The sequence below is a fragment of the Variovorax sp. KK3 genome (genome assembly GCF_001984055.1).
Taxonomy (GTDB): Bacteria; Pseudomonadota; Gammaproteobacteria; order Burkholderiales; family Burkholderiaceae_C; genus Variovorax.
Map to the genome: position 1 here is coordinate 1 of NZ_LYVO01000108.1, position 17,354 is coordinate 17,354.

A 17,354-nucleotide genomic window follows, 5' to 3' on the forward strand; every position below is an offset into this window, starting at 1 on the left:
GAGAAGTTGCCGAGCTGCTCGACCATCTTGTTGATGGTCTTGGCCGTGCGCAGGAACTCGCCTTCGAGCGGCCGCCCGTCGACGTCGAGCGCCATGCTCTTCGACAGGTCGCCCTGCGCCACGGCGCCGATCACGCGCGCCACTTCGGTGGTGGGGTGGACCAGGTCGTCGATGAGCGCATTGACGCAGTCCACCGATTCGCCCCAGAAGCCGCGCGCCGCGCCGAGCGCCGCCCGCTCCTTGAGCTTGCCTTCGCGGCCCACCACCTGGCGCAACCGCACCAGTTCTGCAGCGAGCATCGCGTTCTGCTCGACCACGTCGTTGAAGACGTCGGCCACCTTGCCCGACAGCCCCGTCCAGTGCACCGGCAGGCGAACCCTGGCATCGCCCTTGCGCAGGCGCGTGAGCGCGTCCAGCAGGATCGCCATCTCTTCCAGCGACCCGGTCGCGATGGATTTATCCAGGACGTTCATCTATCGCCTCCGTCGTTGTCGGGATGGGTCGCTGCCGGCGCCCGTGAAGCAGGGGTGCTCGAGGCAGTGTATCGACCGCTTTCCCGAATCGACGTCAGACGAGACGTACAAAGGTTGTATCGCTCAGCAGGGGCTACGGCATTGGAGGTCAGGACGCCCAGGCCTTATTGACGTCGATAGTGCGCTTGAGATCACAGGCCGTGGTCTCAAGGGGCGAAGCTCAAGGGGCGAAGGCCCCTGCAGCAACGCTGGGACGTGAAGACTTCGGTAAAGACTCAGGCCAGACCGGCCGCGCGAGACGCCTCGAGATGCGCCTTGGCTTTCGAGGCCAGCGACTTGGCCTCATCCGTGGCGGGCGCATACGGTGCCACCGGCAGCGGCCGCCCGTGCGAATCGACCGAGACGAAGACGATCAGGCACTCGGCCGTCTTCTGCATCTCGCCGCCCTTCATGTCGCCGCTGCGCACTTCGACCGCGATGTTGATGCTGCTGGTGCCGGTGTAGGCCAGCTTGGCCTCGACCTCGACCAGGTCGCCGATCATGATCGGGTGGTGGAAGCGGATGCTGCCGATGAACACCGTCACGCAATAGCGCTTGGACCAGCTGGTGGCGCAGGCGTAGCCGGCCTCGTCGATCCACTTCATGACAGTGCCGCCGTGCACCTTGCCGCCGAAATTGACGGTGCTGGGTTCGGCGAGGAAGCGCAGGGTGATGGAGCTCATGGGGCGGCCTCGTGCGGATAAGGATTCGTGGGAAAAAGCGCCCGCGGATTATGCGGCGCCCGGCGGCCCCTTCGTCCCCGAAAAAAGCTGCGCGACCGTGCGCCGGAGCCAGGCATTGCCCGGGTCGGCATGGAAGCGCTCGTGCCAGTGCTGCTTGACCGCATAGGGCGGCAGCGTGAAGGGCGGCTCGAGCAGCTTCACAGGCTCCTGCGTCACCAGCACTTCGCCCAGGATGCGCGGCACGATCACGATCAGCTCGGTGTGCGCCACGATGCGCGCCACGCTCAGGAAGCTGGACAGCGCCACCACCACGTCGCGCTCGAGGCCCAGCCGGGCCAAGGTCTTGTCGACGATGGCATGGCCAGTGCCAGAGGAAGAAATCACCGCATGCGCCTCGGCCTCGAAGCGCTTGCGCGTCAGCCGCTCGCCGATGCGCGGGTGCGCGCGTGCGGCCATGCACACGAACTTCTGCATGAACAAGGTCTGCTGGTAGAAGCCCGCGTCGAGCTGCGGCATGAAGCCGACCGCCAGGTCCACCTCGCCGTCGGCCAGGCGTCGGCCGCTGTCGGTGTTGATGATCTCGGTCTCGAGGTGCACGCCCGGCGCGGTGCGGCGCAGGTGGTCGATCAGCGCGGGCAGCAGCACCACCTCGCTGATGTCGGTCATGCAGATGCGGAAGTTGCGGCGCGCCTGCGCCGGATCGAAGCCACCGCGGCTGCCGCGGGCCTGCTCGATTTGCGCGATCGCCTCGCGCACGTGCGGCAGCATGCGCTGCGCATAGGGCGTGGGCTGCATGCCCTGCGCCGTGCGCGAAAAGAGGCGGTCGTCGAAGTGCGCGCGCAGCTTGTTGAGCATGGTGCTGGCTGCCGCCTGCGCCAGCCCCAGGCGCTCGGCCGCCTTCGAGACGCTGCCGGTCTTGTAGATCTCGTCGAAGACGGCGAGCCATTCGAGGTCGAGCTTGGCCATGGTTGCTCCTTGTCGCTGCACGTGCGGCACACATTATCGAAAAACGAGATGGCGGGTATTGGCCATGGGTCTTGAGCAAATAGTGGGGCAGGCGAACAATGCGTTCCCAAGGCGCCACACCGGCGCACCGCTCCGGAGACACCCCGCATGAACACCGCCCCTCACGCCCAGGCTGGCAGCGCCGCCGAACGTCGCGACTACTACGAGCGCATTCGCCCGCTGCACCTCACGCCGCTGTGGGAGTCGCTGCATGCCCTGGTGCCGCGCGAGCCGCAGACGCCGTGCGTGCCGGCCCTGTGGCGCTACGACGAAATCAAGCCGCTGCTGATGGAATCGGCCACGTTGATCACGGCCGAGGAAGCCGTGCGCCGCGTGCTGGTGCTGGAGAACCCGGCCATTCCGGGCCGCTCGTCGATCACCCAGTCGATCTACGCCGGGCTGCAGCTCATCATGCCGGGCGAGGTCGCGCCTTCGCACCGGCACGTGCAGTCCGCGCTGCGCTTCATCGTCGATGGCAAGGGGGCCTACACCACCGTGGGCGGCGAGCGCACCACCATGTTCCCGGGCGACTTCATCATCACGCCATCGTGGGCCTGGCACGACCATGGCAACGAGGGCATCGGGGGCGTCACCGAGCCGGTGGTCTGGCTCGACGGGCTCGACATTCCGATGCTGCGCTTCTTCGACGCGGGCTTCGCCGAGAACGACGATGCCAAGGTGCAGCACGTCGCCAAGCCCGAGGGCAACAGCCTGGCGCGCTTCGGCCACAACATGGTGCCGGTGCGGCACGACCATGTTTCGCCCACGTCGCCGATCTTCAACTACCCGTACGCCCGCAGCCGCGAGGCCCTGGCCCAGTTGCAGAAGCAGGAGGCGCCCGACGCCTGGCTGGGGCACAAGCTGCGCTACATCAATCCGCTGACCGGCGGCGCGCCGATGCCCACCATCGGCACGAACCTGCAACTGCTGCCCCAGGGCTTCGCCGGCAAGACGCATCGCGCCACCGACGGCACGGTGTACAGCGTGGTCGAAGGCCGCGGCACGGCCGAGATCGGTGGCCAGCGCTTCGACTTCGGTCCGCGCGACACCTTCGTCGTGCCGTCGTGGGCGCCGCTGCGGCTCTCGGCGGAAGAAGACGCCGTGCTCTTCAGCTTCTCCGACCGCCCGGTGCAGCAGGCCATGGGCATCTTGCGCGAAGCCTTCCTGCAGGACGCCTGATCCCCGCGCCGGGCTGGGCCCGGCATCCGCTTTCTTGTTTTGATGAACCCACGTGCCGCCACCCGCGGCAGGAGCTTTCCATGTCCTACGTCGTCACGCCCCCCGCCACCGTCGGTCTTCCCGTCGCCGGCACCTCCGACCTGTTCCCCGTGCGCCGGGTCTACTGCGTGGGCCGCAACTACGCGGCCCATGCCCGAGAGATGGGCTTCGACCCCGATCGCGAGCCGCCCTTCTTCTTCTGCAAGCCCAACGACGACGCGTCCATCGTCCCGGTGCCGGCAGGCGAGACGGTCGGCATTCCCTATCCGGACCAGACCGCCAACTACCACTACGAAGCCGAGCTGGTGGTGCTGATCGGCAAAGGCGGCCGCGACATCGCCGTCGAGGACGCTGCCAGGCACATCTACGGCTACGCCGTGGGCCTGGACATGACGCGCCGCGACCTGCAGATGAAGATGCGCGAAGCCGGCCGGCCGTGGGAGATCGGCAAGGCCTTCGACTTCTCGGCGCCCATCGGACCGGTGCGCCGCTTCGCCGACGGCGGCGAGATCGACGGCGCCGCTATCACGCTCGAGGTGAACGGCGAGACGCGGCAGAAGAGCGACATCCGCAACCTGATCTGGTCGGTGAACGAGGTCATCGCCAACCTGTCGACTCTCTTCGCGCTGCAGCCCGGCGACGTGATCTTCAGCGGCACGCCCGAAGGCGTGGGCGCAGTGCAGCGCGGTCAGACGATGACGGTGGCCATCGACGGCCTGGCGTCGATCTCCGTTCGCGTCGACTGAGCGCCCGGCGCGTTCGAACACACCGGAGACGAATGTCATGGGCACTCCACGACAGAACAAACCGTCCGTGCTGCTGGTCGGCGGCGGCATCGGCGGCATGGCGGCGGCACTGGCGCTGGCGCGCCTGGGCATCTCGATCGACCTGCTGGAGCAGAGCAGCGCCATCGGAGAGATCGGCGCCGGCCTGCAACTGGGCCCGAATGCCTTCGCCGCGCTCGACGCGCTGGGTGTCGGCGAGGCCGTTCGCCGCGGCTCCGTGTTCACCGATCGGCTGGTGATGATGGACGCCGTGGACGCCAGCGAGGTGGCGTCGGTCCCCGTCGGAGAGGCATTTCGTGCGCGCTTCGGCAACCCGTATGCCGTGAGCCATCGTGCCGACCTGCACGGCGCGATCCATGAAGCCGTGAAGCAGCATCCGCTGATCCGCTTCCACACCTCGGCACAGGTGGAGCATCTCGACGTCGGCGGGCGCAGCGTGACGGCCATCACGCGCGACGGCCGGCGCTTCTCGGCCGATGCCATCGTCGGTTGCGACGGCGTCAAGTCGGTGGTGCGCGCGGCGCTCGTCGGCGATGCGCCGCGCGTGTCGGGCCACGTGGTGTACCGCGCGGTGGTGCCGGCGGCCGACATGCCCGAAGACCTGCGCTGGAATGCGCCGGTCGTGTGGGCCGGCCCCGATTGCCACTTGGTGCACTACCCGCTGCGCCATGGCGAGCAGTACAACCTGGTCGTCACCTTTCACAGCCGCGACGAGGAGGAGTGGGGCGTGACCGACGGCAACAAGGAAGAGGTGCTGTCGTACTTCGACGGCATCCACGCGAGGCCGCGCCAGCTGCTCGACCGGCCCACCTCGTGGCGCCGCTGGAGCACCGCCGACCGCGAGCCGGTCGCGAACTGGAGCCAGGGCCCCGCCACGTTGCTGGGCGACGCGGCCCATCCGATGATGCAGTACCTTGCGCAGGGCGCCTGCATGGCGCTGGAAGACGCCGTCACGCTGGGTGCTGCCGTCGAGGCCTGCGACCACGACCTGAATGCGGCATTCCAGCTTTATTCGTCGGCCCGCGTGGCGCGGACGGCCCGCGTGGTGCTGTCGGTGCGCGAGATGGGGCGCCTCTACCATGCCAAGGGCGTGGAGCGACTGGTGCGCAACAGCCTGTGGCCCGGGCGCACACCCGAACGCTTCTACGATGCCGTCGAGTGGCTGTACGCGTGGAACCCCGCGAACTGCCTCGGCGACGCGCGCCGCGCGGCGGCCTGAGCTTTTTCTTTCGACAAGCCACCAGGAGACACGACTTCATGAAACGCACCCTCTCGCTGCTCGCCGGCATCCTCGTCGCCACGGGCACGCTGGCGCAGTCCGACTACCCGAGCAAGCCCGTCACGCTGATCACGCCCTTCGCCGCCGGCAGCGGCCCCGACGCCGTGCTGCGCCTGGTCGCCGACAAGCTCGGCCGGCTCTGGAACCAGCGCGTGGTGGTGGACAACAAGCCCGGCGGCGGCGGCTTCATCGCCATCGACCAGGCCAAGCGCGCCGCGCCCGACGGCTACACGCTGCTGCAGCTCGACAGCGAGCACATCGCCGCGCTGCCGCACCTGTACAAGTCGCGCAACTTCGTGACGCTGCAGAACTTCGACCCGGTGGCCTCGCTGTTCCGCACGCCCTTCTTCGTGGCGGTTCCCGCCGATTCGAAGTGGAAGAACATGGGCGACCTGATCGCCGCCGCCAAGGCCGGCCCGGTGAGCTACGGATCCTGGGGCGTGGGCAGCCCGGGCCACCTGGGCGCCCAGCAGCTCGAGGCGCTGACCGGCGTGCAGATGCAGCACGTGCCCTACCGCGAGGTCTCGCAGCTCTACGCGAACGTGGGCAGCGGCGAGGTGCCGTGGGCCTATGCCAGCATTCCGTCGAGCCAGGGCATCTACAAGGCCGGCAAGCTGCGCTACATCGCCGTCGCCACGCCCAAGCGCGTGCCGCAAATGCCCGACGTGCCCACCATGGCCGAGTCGGGCGGACCGGCGGGGCTGGAGGTCAACAGCTTCGTGTCGATCCTCACGCCGAAGGGCGTGCCCCCGGCCATCCAGGCCAAGATCAACGCCGACGTCGCCAAGGTCATCGCCGACCCCGACATCCGCGCCCGCTTCGACACCTTCGCCTTCGAGCCGCTGGCCTGGTCGCCTGATGAGATCCGGCGGCAGGCCGAGTCGAAGTCGAAGGTGTATGGGGAGCTTGTGCGGCGGGGGAATATCAGTCTGGAGTAGGGCACCGGCGTCACGCCGGCTCGTTACCGCGCGGCGCGTCGGGTCACAGGTCGGCCTTATCCTTCGCTCCTTCCATCCTTCCATTCCGTTTCATCCATGCACCTGTCCAAGAGAGCCCTCCTGATCGCCGCCTGCGCCCTCCCGCTCGCCGCTGCCGCCCAGTCGAGCTGGCCCACCAAGCCGGTGCGGCTGGTGGTCGGCTTCCCTGGCGGGTCGACGCCCGACATCGCCGCGCGGACCATCGCCGAGCCGCTGTCGAAGGCGCTGGGTCAGCCGATCGTGGTCGACAACAAGCCGGGTGCCTCCGGCAACATCGCGGCCGACCAGGTGGCGAAGGCCACCGACGATCACACCATCGGCGTGGTGATCAACGGCAACCTGACCTCGTCGAAGATGCTGTACCCCAAGCTGCCCTACGACCCGATCAAGGACTTCACGTACCTCTCGCTGCTGACCACCGCGCCGCTGGTGGTGGTCGCGCAGAACAGCCTGCCGAGCGGCGCGGCCTTCTTCGATGCGGCCCGGCAGGGTGGCGACAAGTGGAGCTACGGCTCGGTGGGCGTCGGCTCGGTCGGCCACCTGGGCATGGAGCTGCTCAAGGGCCGCGTGCCCGGCGTGAAGGCGGTGCACGTGCCCTACCAGGGCAACCCGCAGGTCATGACCGACCTGATCGGCAACCAGATTCAGCTGGCGTTGATTCCGCCCGGCGTCGCGATGCCGCAGGTCAAGGCCGGCAAGGTCAAGGCCATCGGCGTGACCAGCGGGCGCAGCGCACTGGTGCCCGAGCTGCCGCCGCTGGCCGATGCGGGCGTGAAGGACTTCAATCTCGAGGTCTGGACCGCGCTGCTGGGCCCGGCCAATCTCTCGAAGCAGGCGCAGGACCGCATCACGCGCGAACTCGCGATCGTGATGAAGTCGCCCGAGGTGCGGCAGAAGTTGTTCGAGCAAGGCTGGCAGGCCGTCGGCACGTCGCCGGACGGCATGCGCACGCGCGTCAAGGAAGAGGCGGCGCTCATGGGCAAGATCATCTCCACCCAAGGCATCAAGCTGCAATGACCGCCACCGTCATCGAGCCGCAACGCAGCCTGCCGGTCTTCGGCGAATACGACGTGGTCGTGGTCGGCGGCGGGCCTGCCGGCATCGCGGCGGCCGTGAGCGCGGCGCGCCATGGCGCGCGCACGCTGCTGGTGGAGCGCTACGGCTTCCTTGGCGGCATGGGCACCGCAGGCGGCGTCACCAACTTCGCCGGCTTGTACGGCAAGCGTGGCGGCCAGATGACGCAGCTCGTGCACGGCGTGGCCGACGAGCTGCTGGCGCGCATCGATGCGCTGGGCGGCCTGAACAAGCCGCAGGACGGCATGCAGGGCCGCATCCGCGTGCGGTCTTACGACACCTCGGTCTACAAGTGCGCGGCCGACCAGCTGCTGCTCGATGCGGGCGTGGACCTGCTGTTCCACGCGCTGGCCGCAGCGGTGCTGATGGACGGCCGGCGCATCTCGGCACTGGTGGTCGAAACGAAATCGGGTCGCTTGGCCATCCGCGCCAATGCCTTCATCGACGGCAGCGGCGATGCCGACGTGGCCGCCTTCGCCGGCGTGCCCTTCGCGGTAGGCGACGGCCATGGGAGCGGCCTCTTTCCGTCGACCATGTTCCGCGTGGGGCACGTCGACGCGCCGAGCGCGCTGGCCGCGGTGGGCGAGTTCAAGGCCATCAACGACTTGATGGCCCAGGCGCTCGAACGCAGTCCGAACGCTTACCGATTTCCGCGCGAGGGTGCGATCCTGCGTCCGCAGATCGATCCGCGCGAGTGGCGCGCCAACGTCACGCAGATCCGCAATGCCAAGGGCGATGCCATGAACGGCGTCGACGCGCGCGAGCTCAGCGACGGCGAAATCGAAGGCCGGCGCCAGATCGTCGAGTACTTCCGCTTTCTCAAGGCCGAGGTGCCGGGCTTCGCGCAGTCGGCCATCGTCGAGATCGCGCCGCAGGTCGGCATCCGCGAGACGCGGCGCATCGAAGGCCTCTACGCGCTCGACGGCGAGGACATCCTGTCGTCCGCGCGCTTCGACGACAGCATCGGCATCAACGCCTGGCCGATGGAGATGCACGCGGCCGGCAAGATCGAGTGGGCCTTCCCGCGCGACGATGCGCGCACCTACAACCAGCTGCCCTGGCGCATGCTGGTGCCGCGCGGCGTCGACAACCTGCTGGTGGCCGGCCGCTGCGCCTCGATGACGCACGAAGGCCAGTCGGCCGCGCGTGCGAGCGGCGGCTGCTTCGTCATGGGGCAGGCAGCCGGCACCGCAGCGGCCTCGCTGGGCAGCACGCGCTTCGACGAGGTCGACGTGCCGGCGCTGCAGAAGAAGCTGGCCGCGGACGGCGCCGATCTGGACCGCTAGGGATCTGCTGACAGCGCGGCGACAGCCGCCGGGCCGGCTCTTTGCTATCGTCATCGGCTTCTGCTGCCGCGACCGCTTTCCAAGATGACCGATCCCGCCACCGCCGCCCGCCTCGTCGGCGACCTCGTCGACCTGATGCAACTGGAGCCGCTGGGTGCGGACCGATTCCGCGCCCAGAGCGAGGACATCGGCACGCCCGCCGTCTTCGGCGGCCAGGTGCTCGGCCAGTCGGTGATGGCGGCGAGCCTCACGGTCGATGCCGACCGGCCGATCCATTCGATGCATGCCTACTTCCTGCTGCCCGGTGAGCATGCACCCATCGACTACGAGGTGGACCGCGTGCGCGATGGCCGCAGCTTCACCACCCGGCACGTGGTGGCACGCCAGGGCGAGCGCATCATCTTCGAGATGTCGGCGTCCTTCCAGACCGTGGACCAGGGCGTGGAGCACCAGCTCGCGATGCCCGCCATGCCCGGCCCCGAGGGCCTGCCCAGCGAGCTGGACCAGCGCCGCGCGCTCGGCGACCGCCTGCCCGAGCGCTGGCGCGCCAAGGCCTTGCTGCCGCACGGCATCGAATACCGCCGCACGGAGCCTGACGACATGATGACGCCGGCGCGGCGCCCGGCGGAAAGCGCCATCTGGATGCGCGCCATCGCGCCCCTGCCCGACGACCCGATCGTGCATCGCGCACTGCTGGCCTATGCCTCCGACCACGGCCTGCTGCGCGCCGCCGTGCTGCCGCATGGCCTGAGCTTCATCGGCGGCCAGGTGCGACCCGCCAGCCTCGACCACGCCATGTGGTTCCACCGCGATTTCCGCATGGACGACTGGCTGCTCTACGTGATCGATTCGCCCAGCGCCGGCGGCGCCCGCGGCCTGTGCCGCGGCAGCCTGTTCACCCCCGACGGCCGCCTGGTCGCCTCGACGGCGCAGGAGGGCATGCTGCGCGTCTGGCGCGAAGGCATGCCGGTGCCGAGCGCGGGCGGGTCGGCGCCGATCTGACGCCGCGCCGGGCCGCGGCCGCTTCAGTGCGGCCCGGCCAGCGACGCCCGCATCCCCCCGAAGCGCCGCCGATACTGCGCCGGACTCAGGCTCACGGCACGCCGGAACAGCCGGCTGAAGAAGGCCGCATCGTCGTAACCCACTTCCCCCGCGATCGCCTCGATCGGCGCCTGCGTGGTTTCGAGCAGGTGCTTGGCTTCTTCGATGCGCAGCGTCTGCACGTACTCGAGCGGCGTCATGCCGGTGGCGAGCTTGAAGCGGCGCTGGAAGGAGCGCTCGGCGAGGCCGCTGTGTTCGGTCATGGCGGCCACCGGCGCAGCGTGGTCGTAGTGGTCGGCGATCCAGGTCTGGCAGCGGCCGATGGCCGCGTCTTCCACCTGCCGCGTGCACGACACCCGCGCAAAGGGCTGCTGCCCGCCGTGGTGCCAGTCGATCAGGTTGAGCTTGGCCACCTGCATCGCGGCCTCGATGCCGACGCAGCGCGCGATCAGGTACAGGGCCAAGTCCATCCACGAACTGCCGCCGCCGGCCATGACGAGGCGCTGGCCTTCTCCGGCCGTGACGAGTGCGCGCTGCGGGCGCACGCGTGCCAGCGGGTAGCGGCGCTGCATCACCTCGCAGAAGGCCCAGTGCGTGGTCGCGTCCTCGCCGTCGAGCAGGCCGGCCTCGCCGAGCAGCATGGCGCCGGAGCACGCCGTAGCGACCAGCGAGCCAGCGGAATGGCAGCGCCGCACCCAGTCCGCTTCTTCCACGAACAGGCCGTCGAGCGGGGTGAAGGGCGCGATCATGAACTCGGGCACGCACACGGCGGTCGGCGCAGGCAGGTCGTCGAGGGCGTGCTGCGCCTCGATGCCCACGCCGTTGGCCGCGCCGACCCGGCCGGCCTGCCGCGCCACCAGCACCGGTTGCATCAGCGCGGGCCCCTCGCGTCCATCGACCACCATCGGCCAGTCGCGGCCGGCGGACTTGAACAGGTCGAACATGCCGTACACCACCGAGGCCGAGGTCTCGGGCCGTCACGAGGATGGCGATCTGGGGCAGGCCACCCAGTGAAGGTGTGACGGAATCCATCGGTGGCGGAATCGTCAGGCTTGTTGCGGGTATGGCTGCGGGACTTCGGCAAGCGCGAACTTACGCTTCTCCTGCCGTTCATTCAAGGAGCCCACCATGATCCAGCACGACGCGCGCGGCGAGGCGCTCGGCACCGACCAGCCGGCCTCGGCGGCCGCCTATGAAGAGGCGCTCGCGCTCTTCAACACCCTGCAGCTCGACCCCGTGGTAGTGCTGGAGCCGGCACTGGCGCAGGACCCGGACTTCATCGCCGGCCACTTGATGATGGCCGGCTTCTTGTTGAGCGGCATCGACGGCCAGTTGCTGCCCGCCGCCCGCGAGTGCCTTGGCCGCGCCGCCGCGAGCCGCCACCGTCCCACCGTACGCGAGAAGTCGCTGCTGGCGGCGCTGCGGCCCTGGGCCGAGGGCGACATGGGCGGTGCCAACCGGCTGCTCGACCGCCACTTGGTGGACCATCCGCGCGACCTTTTCGCGCTGCAGCTCACCCACATGGCCGACCTGGTGCTCGGCCGCCCGGCCATGCTGCGCGACCGCATCGGCCGCGCGCTCGTCCACTGGCAGCCCGGCGATGCAGGGTATGGCTACTTGCTCGGCATGCATGCCTTCGGGCTGGAGGAGTGCAACGAGTACGCCCGCGCCGAGCGGCTGGGCCACCGCGCCCTGGCGGTCGACCCGCAGGACACCTGGGCCGTGCACGCGGTGGCCCACGTGTACGAGATGCAGGGTCGCGTGGCCGAAGGCATCCATTGGCTGACCGAGGAAACCCGCCACTGGGAGCAGAACAACGCACTGGCCGTACACAACCACTGGCACCTGGCCTTGATGCACCTGTCGAACCGCGACGAGGCATCCGCGCTCGCGCTCTACGACCGCGCCATCGCGCCCGGCCCGGCCGCGATGGCGCTCGACCTGGTCGATGCGAGCGCGCTGCTGTGGCGGCTCGGCCTGCGTGGCGTGGACGTGGCCGGCCGCTTCGAAGCCTTGGCCGCGCGCTGGCAGGCGCAGGCCACCTGGGGCTGGTCGGTCTTCAACGATACCCATGCGATGCTGGCACTCGTCGGTGCCGGCGAGGCATCGCGCATCGCGCAGGCGAGCGCCGCCATCGAGGCGGTGCCGACCGGCGCACCGCTGCCCTGGTGGAACGAGGCCGGCACCCTCTGCGACGCCGTCACGGCTTTCGGCAGCGGCGCCTATGCCCGCTGCGCGCAACTGCTGCTGCCCTTGCTGCCGATCGCCCACGGCTTCGGCGGCAGCCAGGCGCAGCGCAGCCTGATCTTCCTGACCGCGATGGAGGCCGCACGCCGCGCCGGCGACTCGGCGCTCTACGACGCACTCGCGAGCGAGGCCGCGATGCGCAAGCCCGCATGGACAGGCGGCACCGTCGAGCGCCGAGCTCAGGTGCTCGAAGTGGCCTGAGCCCCGCTGCCAGGCGCTTCTGCGCGCGCCGGCCACAGCACTGAGACGATGGCCACCATCATCAGCGCGACGGCCGCCCAGTCTTGCCAGTAGATGGTTTCGCCCAGCCACACGGCGCCGCTGAACACGCCCAGCACCGGGATCAGCATCACGCTGAGCGTGGAGGCGACCGGCGGCAGGCCGCGTGCCAGGTAGAACCAGGTGGCGTGCGCGAAGCCGAAGATCAGCACCGCGTTGAAGAGGATCGCGCCCCAGGCGGCGCGATCCGGCGCATGCCATTGCGGACGCTCGAACATGGCGGTAAGCAGCGTCACCACCACCGCGGTCAGCGCCGTCATCCAGAACGAGAGCGTGAGCGTGGGCACGTCGATGCGCGTGTGCCGCAGCAACTGCGTGCCCAGCGCCCAGGTGGCGGCAGCCATCAATGCGAGCGCCACATAGCCGGGTCGGCCGGCGAGGTGCGTGAACTCGTGCCACAGCAGCAGCGCCACGCCCAGCGAACAGGCGCTCACACCGACCCAGCCGCGCCGCGTGAGCACGGCCGAAAACAGCACCGCACCGATCACCGCCGAGAACACCGGCATCGTGTAACCCAGGATCGCCGCGCGTCCACTCGACAGCGCCTTCACCGCCAGGATCATGCAGGCGTGCCAGACGAACATGTTGGTGGCCGCCAGCCACAGCAGCTCGGGCCAATGCCGCCGCGGAATGCGAAACGGCACTTTCATCGCGACGAGCGCCAGTCCCAGCACCGGAAGGCCGAGCCAGAGCGACAGCGTGCGAAAGGCGAGCGGCGGATAGTCCGCCACGCCCAGCTTCATCACCGGCCAGTTGATGCCCCACACGATGGTCAGGGGAACGAGCAGGGCGATCTGGCGCAGTGAGAGCGTAGGCATGGGCCGCCATTGTGTCCTGCGAGCCCGAAGCCCGCAGGAGGCCCTTCAGGTCAGCGGAACGGATTGGCGGTCGCGAACCAGAGCCCGATGCCGGTGGCGATGATGAAGGCGCCGTCGGTCACGCCGGCGATCAGGAAGAACTGCGTCTGCAGCGTGTCCTTCAGCTCGGGCTGCCGCGCCGTGCCTTCCAACAGCTTCGACCCGACGATGCCGATGCCGATGCAGGAGCCCACCGCGGCGATGCCGATCAGGAGCGCGACGGCGAGGGGGAGGATGTCGAAGCTGGAAGTCATGATGCTCTTTCGTGGCCTTTCGAAACGAAGGCCCGGTTGCCACCGAAACCCCCGTGGTTCCGGCTTGGCATCCACTGTTCCAGAGCGGGTGTGCAGCGTCGATGACGTGGGAGGTCATGGTGACGCCGCCACGTGCCCCCATCTACAGCAGCCGCTTCAGATAGTGCCCCGTATGGCTCGCCTCGTTCGCCGCCAGCACCTCCGGCGTTCCTTCACCGACGACCGTCCCACCGCCGGCACCGCCCTCGGGGCCCATGTCGATCAGCCAGTCGGCAGTCTTGATGACGTCGAGGTTGTGCTCGATCACGACGATGGTATTGCCGGCGTCGCGAAGCTGGTGCAGCACCTTCAGCAGTAGCTCGATGTCGGCGAAGTGCAGGCCGGTGGTCGGCTCGTCGAGGATGTACAGGGTGCGGCCGGTGTCGCGCTTGCTGAGCTCGAGCGCCAGCTTGACGCGCTGCGCCTCGCCGCCCGACAGCGTGGTCGCGGACTGGCCCAGCTTGATGTAGCTCAGGCCGACGTCGAGCAGCGTGCGCAGCTTGCGTTCGATGGGCGGCACGGCCTTCAGGAACTCGTGCGCGGCCTCGACCGTCATGTCGAGGATCTGCGCGATGTTGCGGCCCTTGTATTGGACCTCCAGCGTCTCGCGGTTGTAGCGCTGGCCCTGGCAGACCTCGCAGGGCACGTACACGTCGGGCAGGAAGTGCATCTCGACCTTGACCACGCCGTCGCCCTGGCAGGCCTCGCAGCGGCCGCCGGCCACGTTGAAGCTGAAGCGGCCGGGGCCGTAGCCGCGCTCACGCGCGGTGTTCGTCTCGGCCATCAGCTCGCGGATGGGCGTGAACAGGCCGGTGTAGGTGGCCGGGTTGCTGCGCGGCGTACGGCCGATGGGCGACTGGTCGACGTTGATGACCTTGTCGAAATACTCGATGCCTTCCACCGCCTCGTGCGCCGCGGGCTCCTCGTGCGCGCGGTAGAGCGTGCGCGCGACCGCTGCGTAGAGCGTGTCGTTGACCAGCGTGGACTTGCCCGAGCCCGAGACGCCGGTCACGCAGGTCAGCAGGCCGACCGGAAAGGCGACGCTCACGTTGCGCAGGTTGTTGCCGGTGGCACCGACCACGCGGATCTCCTGCAGGTCGGTCTGCGTGGCCAGGTGCGCGGCCTCGCGCGCGGCGCGGCGCTCGGCGGCGGGGCTCATCGGAAAGCGCGAGGCCTTCTTCGGCTCGGCCGGCTTGTCCTTGGCCATCACCGGCAGCCACGGCGTGCGCCGCACGGGCACCGCGATCTTCTTCGCGCCCGACAGGTACTGGCCGGTCAGCGAATCGGGATGGCTGGCCACCTGCGCGTAGGTGCCTTGCGCCATCACCTGCCCGCCATGCACGCCGGCGCCCGGGCCCATGTCGATGACGTGGTCGGCGGCATGGATCATGTCTTCGTCGTGCTCGACCACGATCACGCTGTTGCCGATGTCGCGCAGGTGTTTCAAGGTGCCGATCAGCCGGTCGTTGTCGCGCTGGTGCAGGCCGATGCTGGGCTCGTCGAGCACGTACATCACGCCGGTCAGGCCCGAGCCGATCTGCGATGCCAGGCGGATGCGCTGGGCCTCGCCGCCCGACAGTGTCTCGGCGCTGCGGTCGAGGCTCAGGTAGTTGAGACCCACGTCGTTGAGGAACTTGAGGCGCAGCCCGACCTCGCGCACCACCTTGTCGGCGATCTCGGCCTTGGCGCCTTGCAGGTGCAGCCCGTGGAAGTACTCCATGCTCTCGCGCAGCGTGACGCGGCTGATCTCGTAGATGGCCATGCGGCGCGCGCTGCCGTTGGCTTCGTCGACCAGGAACACGTGGCGCGCCTCGCGCCGCAGCCGCGTGCCGCCGCAGTCGGGGCAGGGCTGCAGGTTGCGAAAGCGCGAGAGGTCTTCGCGCACCATGGCCGAGTCGGTTTCGCGGTAGCGCCGCGCCATGTTCGGTATCACGCCTTCGAAGGCGTGCTTGCGCACCAGCTTCTTGCCGGCCTGCTGGCCGCTTTCCATGGTGTAGCTGAACTTGATCTCTTCTTCGGCCGAGCCGAAGAGCACGGCCTGCTGCACCGAGGCGGGCAGTTCCTCGAAGGGCGTGTCGACGTTGAACTTGTAGTGCTTGGCCACGCTTTCCAGCATGCTGAAGTAGTAGCCGTTGCGCCGGTCCCAGCCCTTGATGGCGCCGCTGGCCAGGCTGAGCGTCGGGAAGGCGATCACGCGCTGCGGGTCGAAGAACTCGCGGTGGCCCAGGCCGTCGCAGCTCGGGCAGGCGCCCACCGGGGAATTGAAGGAGAACAGGCGCGGTTCCAACTCGGCCAGCGAGTAATGGCAGATCGGGCAGGCGAACTTGGCGTTGAACAGGTGTTCCTTGGTCGCGCCGCCTTCGGGCATCTCGAGCGCGATCGCGCGGCCCTCGGCCAGGCGCAGCGCGTTCTCGAAGCTCTCCGCCAGGCGCTGCTGCATGTCCGGGCGCGCACGCAGGCGGTCGATGACCACGTCGATGTCGTGCTTCTCGGTCTTCTTGAGCTTGGGCAGCTCGCTGTACTCGTAGGTCTGGCCGTCGACGCGGAAGCGCACGTAGCCCTGCGCCTGCATCTCGGCGAAGAGCTCGACGAACTCGCCCTTCTTCTCGCGCGCGACGGGCGCGAGGATCATCAGCCGGGGCTCGTCGGGAATGGCGAGCGTGGCGTCCACCATCTGCGACACCGTCTGCGCCGACAGCGGCAGGTCGTGGTCGGGGCAGAAGGGCGTGCCGGCGCGTGCGAACAGCAGGCGCAGGTAGTCGTGGATCTCGGTCACCGTGCCCACGGTGGAGCGCGGGTTGTGGCTGGTCGCCTTCTGCTCGATGCTGATCGCGGGCGACAGGCCTTCGATCATGTCGACGTCGGGCTTGTCCATCAGCTGCAGGAACTGCCGCGCATAGGCCGACAGGCTCTCGACGTAGCGGCGCTGGCCCTCGGCGTAGAGCGTGTCGAAGGCCAGGCTGGACTTGCCCGAGCCCGACAGGCCGGTGATCACCACCAGCTTGTTGCGCGGGATGTCGAGGTCGACGTTCTTCAGGTTGTGGGTGCGCGCGCCGCGGATGCTGATGCGCTGCTGGGCGAGCGCGGCGCCGAGATAGGCACCGGCGGTGCCGTCCATGGAGGGGGAATTCACGGGTCGGTCGTTTCTGGACAACCGAGCATGATAAGTCGACGGCGATTTCAGGGCTTGCCGGGGGTCTGGGCGGATTCCGGCAGGGGGTCAACGCCCGAGGCCGCCGCTGCGGCCGGCATGGGTGACCCGATCGCCACGCCCAGCATGTGCGCCGCGAGCGATTCGTACAGCGGCCGGCTGAGCATGCGAGACACCAGGCTGGCCATCATCGCCGAGGCCATCAGGCTCAGCACCATCGACTGGCCGTCGACCATTTCCATCACGATGATGAACGCGGTCAGCGGCGTCTGCGTCACTGCCGCCAGAAAAGCGGCCATGCCGACCGCGATCAGCACCGGGCCGAGGCCGCCGTCGATCAACTGCGACACGCTGTTGCCGATGCCGGCGCCGATGGTCAGCGCGGGCGCGAAGATGCCGCCCGGCACGCCGCACCAGGCGGTGAGCCAGGTGGCGACGAACTTGAGCAGGGTTTCGAGCGGCGACAGCGTCTCGTGGCCGGCCAGCATGGCCTTCACCGTTTCGGAGCCGGCGCCGAAAGTCACGCCGCCGGTCGCAAGGCCGATCACCGCGACCAGCAGGCCGCCCGCCGCGGCGAACCACAGCGGCCAGCGTGCCCGCAGGCGGTTGAGGCGGCTCGGCGCGCCGGTCAGCGATGCCGCCATCAGGCGCGAAAACAGCCCGCCCG

The 17,354-nt window shown here is 69.0% G+C and carries 16 protein-coding genes; 8 read left to right on the forward strand and 8 right to left on the reverse strand.

Translation table 11 applies throughout. The annotated features are described in order from the left end of the window. From B0W80_RS31140 to B0W80_RS31150, 3 genes are all read right to left on the reverse strand, one after another. Positions 1–473, reverse strand: a 473-nt coding sequence (locus B0W80_RS31140; protein ID WP_143684858.1) for a HAMP domain-containing protein, incomplete at its 3' end; no start/stop codon positions are given. A 275-nt stretch (positions 474–748) separates the two neighbouring features. Next, positions 749–1,195 (reverse strand): acyl-CoA thioesterase, encoded by a 447-nt coding sequence (locus tag B0W80_RS31145; RefSeq protein WP_077003025.1) that lies wholly within the window; start codon positions 1,193–1,195, stop codon positions 749–751. Positions 1,196–1,243: 48 nt separating this feature from the next. Next, the gene (locus tag B0W80_RS31150) at positions 1,244–2,161 is read right to left on the reverse strand and encodes a LysR family transcriptional regulator (protein ID WP_077003026.1); all 918 of its coding nucleotides are present in this window, start codon (positions 2,159–2,161) and stop codon (positions 1,244–1,246) included. 147 nt (positions 2,162–2,308) lie between these two features. Between B0W80_RS31150 and gtdA the strand changes: the two genes are divergently transcribed. From gtdA to B0W80_RS31185, 7 genes are all read left to right on the forward strand, one after another. Further along, positions 2,309–3,379: a gentisate 1,2-dioxygenase gene (gene gtdA / locus B0W80_RS31155; protein WP_077003027.1), complete on the forward strand. Its 1,071-nt coding sequence runs from the start codon at positions 2,309–2,311 to the stop codon at positions 3,377–3,379. 80 nt (positions 3,380–3,459) lie between these two features. Then, entirely contained in the window at positions 3,460–4,164 is a 705-nt protein-coding gene (locus B0W80_RS31160) for a fumarylacetoacetate hydrolase family protein (RefSeq protein ID WP_077003028.1), read from the forward strand. A 37-nt stretch (positions 4,165–4,201) separates the two neighbouring features. After that, on the forward strand, positions 4,202–5,422 hold the full coding sequence (locus tag B0W80_RS31165) for a 3-hydroxybenzoate 6-monooxygenase (RefSeq protein ID WP_077003029.1): 1,221 nt from the start codon (positions 4,202–4,204) through the stop codon (positions 5,420–5,422). A gap of 38 nt (positions 5,423–5,460) precedes the next feature. Next, positions 5,461–6,420: a tripartite tricarboxylate transporter substrate binding protein gene (locus tag B0W80_RS31170; RefSeq protein WP_077003030.1), complete on the forward strand. Its 960-nt coding sequence runs from the start codon at positions 5,461–5,463 to the stop codon at positions 6,418–6,420. A 96-nt stretch (positions 6,421–6,516) separates the two neighbouring features. Next, positions 6,517–7,476, forward strand: coding sequence for a tripartite tricarboxylate transporter substrate binding protein (locus tag B0W80_RS31175; RefSeq protein WP_077003031.1), 960 nt, complete (start codon positions 6,517–6,519; stop codon positions 7,474–7,476). After that, entirely contained in the window at positions 7,473–8,819 is a 1,347-nt protein-coding gene (locus B0W80_RS31180) for an FAD-dependent oxidoreductase (RefSeq protein WP_077003032.1), read from the forward strand. Before B0W80_RS31175 ends, B0W80_RS31180 begins: the two co-directional genes overlap by 4 nt. An 84-nt stretch (positions 8,820–8,903) precedes the next feature. Further along, positions 8,904–9,821 carry an acyl-CoA thioesterase II gene (locus B0W80_RS31185; protein ID WP_077003033.1) on the forward strand — a complete coding sequence of 306 codons (918 nt, stop codon included), beginning with the start codon at positions 8,904–8,906 and terminating at the stop codon, positions 9,819–9,821. A 23-nt stretch (positions 9,822–9,844) separates the two neighbouring features. Here the strand turns inward: B0W80_RS31185 and B0W80_RS31190 are convergent, their stop codons facing one another. After that, positions 9,845–10,804 (reverse strand): GlxA family transcriptional regulator, encoded by a 960-nt coding sequence (locus tag B0W80_RS31190; protein WP_083745750.1) that lies wholly within the window; start codon positions 10,802–10,804, stop codon positions 9,845–9,847. A 184-nt stretch (positions 10,805–10,988) separates the two neighbouring features. On the opposite strand from B0W80_RS31190, the gene B0W80_RS31195 reads away from it, so the two are divergent. Continuing rightward, positions 10,989–12,308 (forward strand): tetratricopeptide repeat protein, encoded by a 1,320-nt coding sequence (locus tag B0W80_RS31195; protein WP_077003035.1) that lies wholly within the window; start codon positions 10,989–10,991, stop codon positions 12,306–12,308. Here B0W80_RS31195 and B0W80_RS31200 read toward each other — a convergent pair. The 4 genes from B0W80_RS31200 to B0W80_RS31215 all read right to left on the reverse strand — a co-directional run. Next, positions 12,287–13,204: a DMT family transporter gene (locus tag B0W80_RS31200; RefSeq protein WP_077003036.1), complete on the reverse strand. Its 918-nt coding sequence runs from the start codon at positions 13,202–13,204 to the stop codon at positions 12,287–12,289. The genes B0W80_RS31195 and B0W80_RS31200 overlap by 22 nt on opposite strands. 50 nt (positions 13,205–13,254) lie before the next feature. Further along, entirely contained in the window at positions 13,255–13,497 is a 243-nt protein-coding gene (atpE, locus tag B0W80_RS31205) for a F0F1 ATP synthase subunit C (RefSeq protein ID WP_077003037.1), read from the reverse strand. A 142-nt stretch (positions 13,498–13,639) separates the two neighbouring features. Continuing rightward, positions 13,640–16,654 (reverse strand): excinuclease ABC subunit UvrA, encoded by a 3,015-nt coding sequence (gene uvrA, locus B0W80_RS31210; RefSeq protein ID WP_077003038.1) that lies wholly within the window; start codon positions 16,652–16,654, stop codon positions 13,640–13,642. A gap of 62 nt (positions 16,655–16,716) precedes the next feature. Further along, positions 16,717–17,354: chloride channel protein (locus tag B0W80_RS31215; protein WP_179107066.1), on the reverse strand; the 638-nt coding region annotated here is incomplete at its 5' end.

Bases quoted from the DNA above. Each gene is read 5' to 3' on its own strand.
- B0W80_RS31145 (WP_077003025.1), bottom strand. From the start codon at position 1,195: ATGAGCTCCATCACCCTGCGCTTCCTCGCCGAACCCAGCACCGTCAAT.
- B0W80_RS31150 (WP_077003026.1), bottom strand. From the start codon at position 2,161: ATGGCCAAGCTCGACCTCGAATGGCTCGCCGTCTTCGACGAGATCTAC.
- gtdA (WP_077003027.1), top strand. From the start codon at position 2,309: ATGAACACCGCCCCTCACGCCCAGGCTGGCAGCGCCGCCGAACGTCGC.
- B0W80_RS31160 (WP_077003028.1), top strand. From the start codon at position 3,460: ATGTCCTACGTCGTCACGCCCCCCGCCACCGTCGGTCTTCCCGTCGCC.
- B0W80_RS31165 (WP_077003029.1), top strand. From the start codon at position 4,202: ATGGGCACTCCACGACAGAACAAACCGTCCGTGCTGCTGGTCGGCGGC.
- B0W80_RS31170 (WP_077003030.1), top strand. From the start codon at position 5,461: ATGAAACGCACCCTCTCGCTGCTCGCCGGCATCCTCGTCGCCACGGGC.
- B0W80_RS31175 (WP_077003031.1), top strand. From the start codon at position 6,517: ATGCACCTGTCCAAGAGAGCCCTCCTGATCGCCGCCTGCGCCCTCCCG.
- B0W80_RS31180 (WP_077003032.1), top strand. From the start codon at position 7,473: ATGACCGCCACCGTCATCGAGCCGCAACGCAGCCTGCCGGTCTTCGGC.
- B0W80_RS31185 (WP_077003033.1), top strand. From the start codon at position 8,904: ATGACCGATCCCGCCACCGCCGCCCGCCTCGTCGGCGACCTCGTCGAC.
- B0W80_RS31190 (WP_083745750.1), bottom strand. From the start codon at position 10,804: ATGTTCGACCTGTTCAAGTCCGCCGGCCGCGACTGGCCGATGGTGGTC.
- B0W80_RS31195 (WP_077003035.1), top strand. From the start codon at position 10,989: ATGATCCAGCACGACGCGCGCGGCGAGGCGCTCGGCACCGACCAGCCG.
- B0W80_RS31200 (WP_077003036.1), bottom strand. From the start codon at position 13,204: ATGCCTACGCTCTCACTGCGCCAGATCGCCCTGCTCGTTCCCCTGACC.
- atpE (WP_077003037.1), bottom strand. From the start codon at position 13,497: ATGACTTCCAGCTTCGACATCCTCCCCCTCGCCGTCGCGCTCCTGATC.
- uvrA (WP_077003038.1), bottom strand. From the start codon at position 16,654: ATGGACGGCACCGCCGGTGCCTATCTCGGCGCCGCGCTCGCCCAGCAG.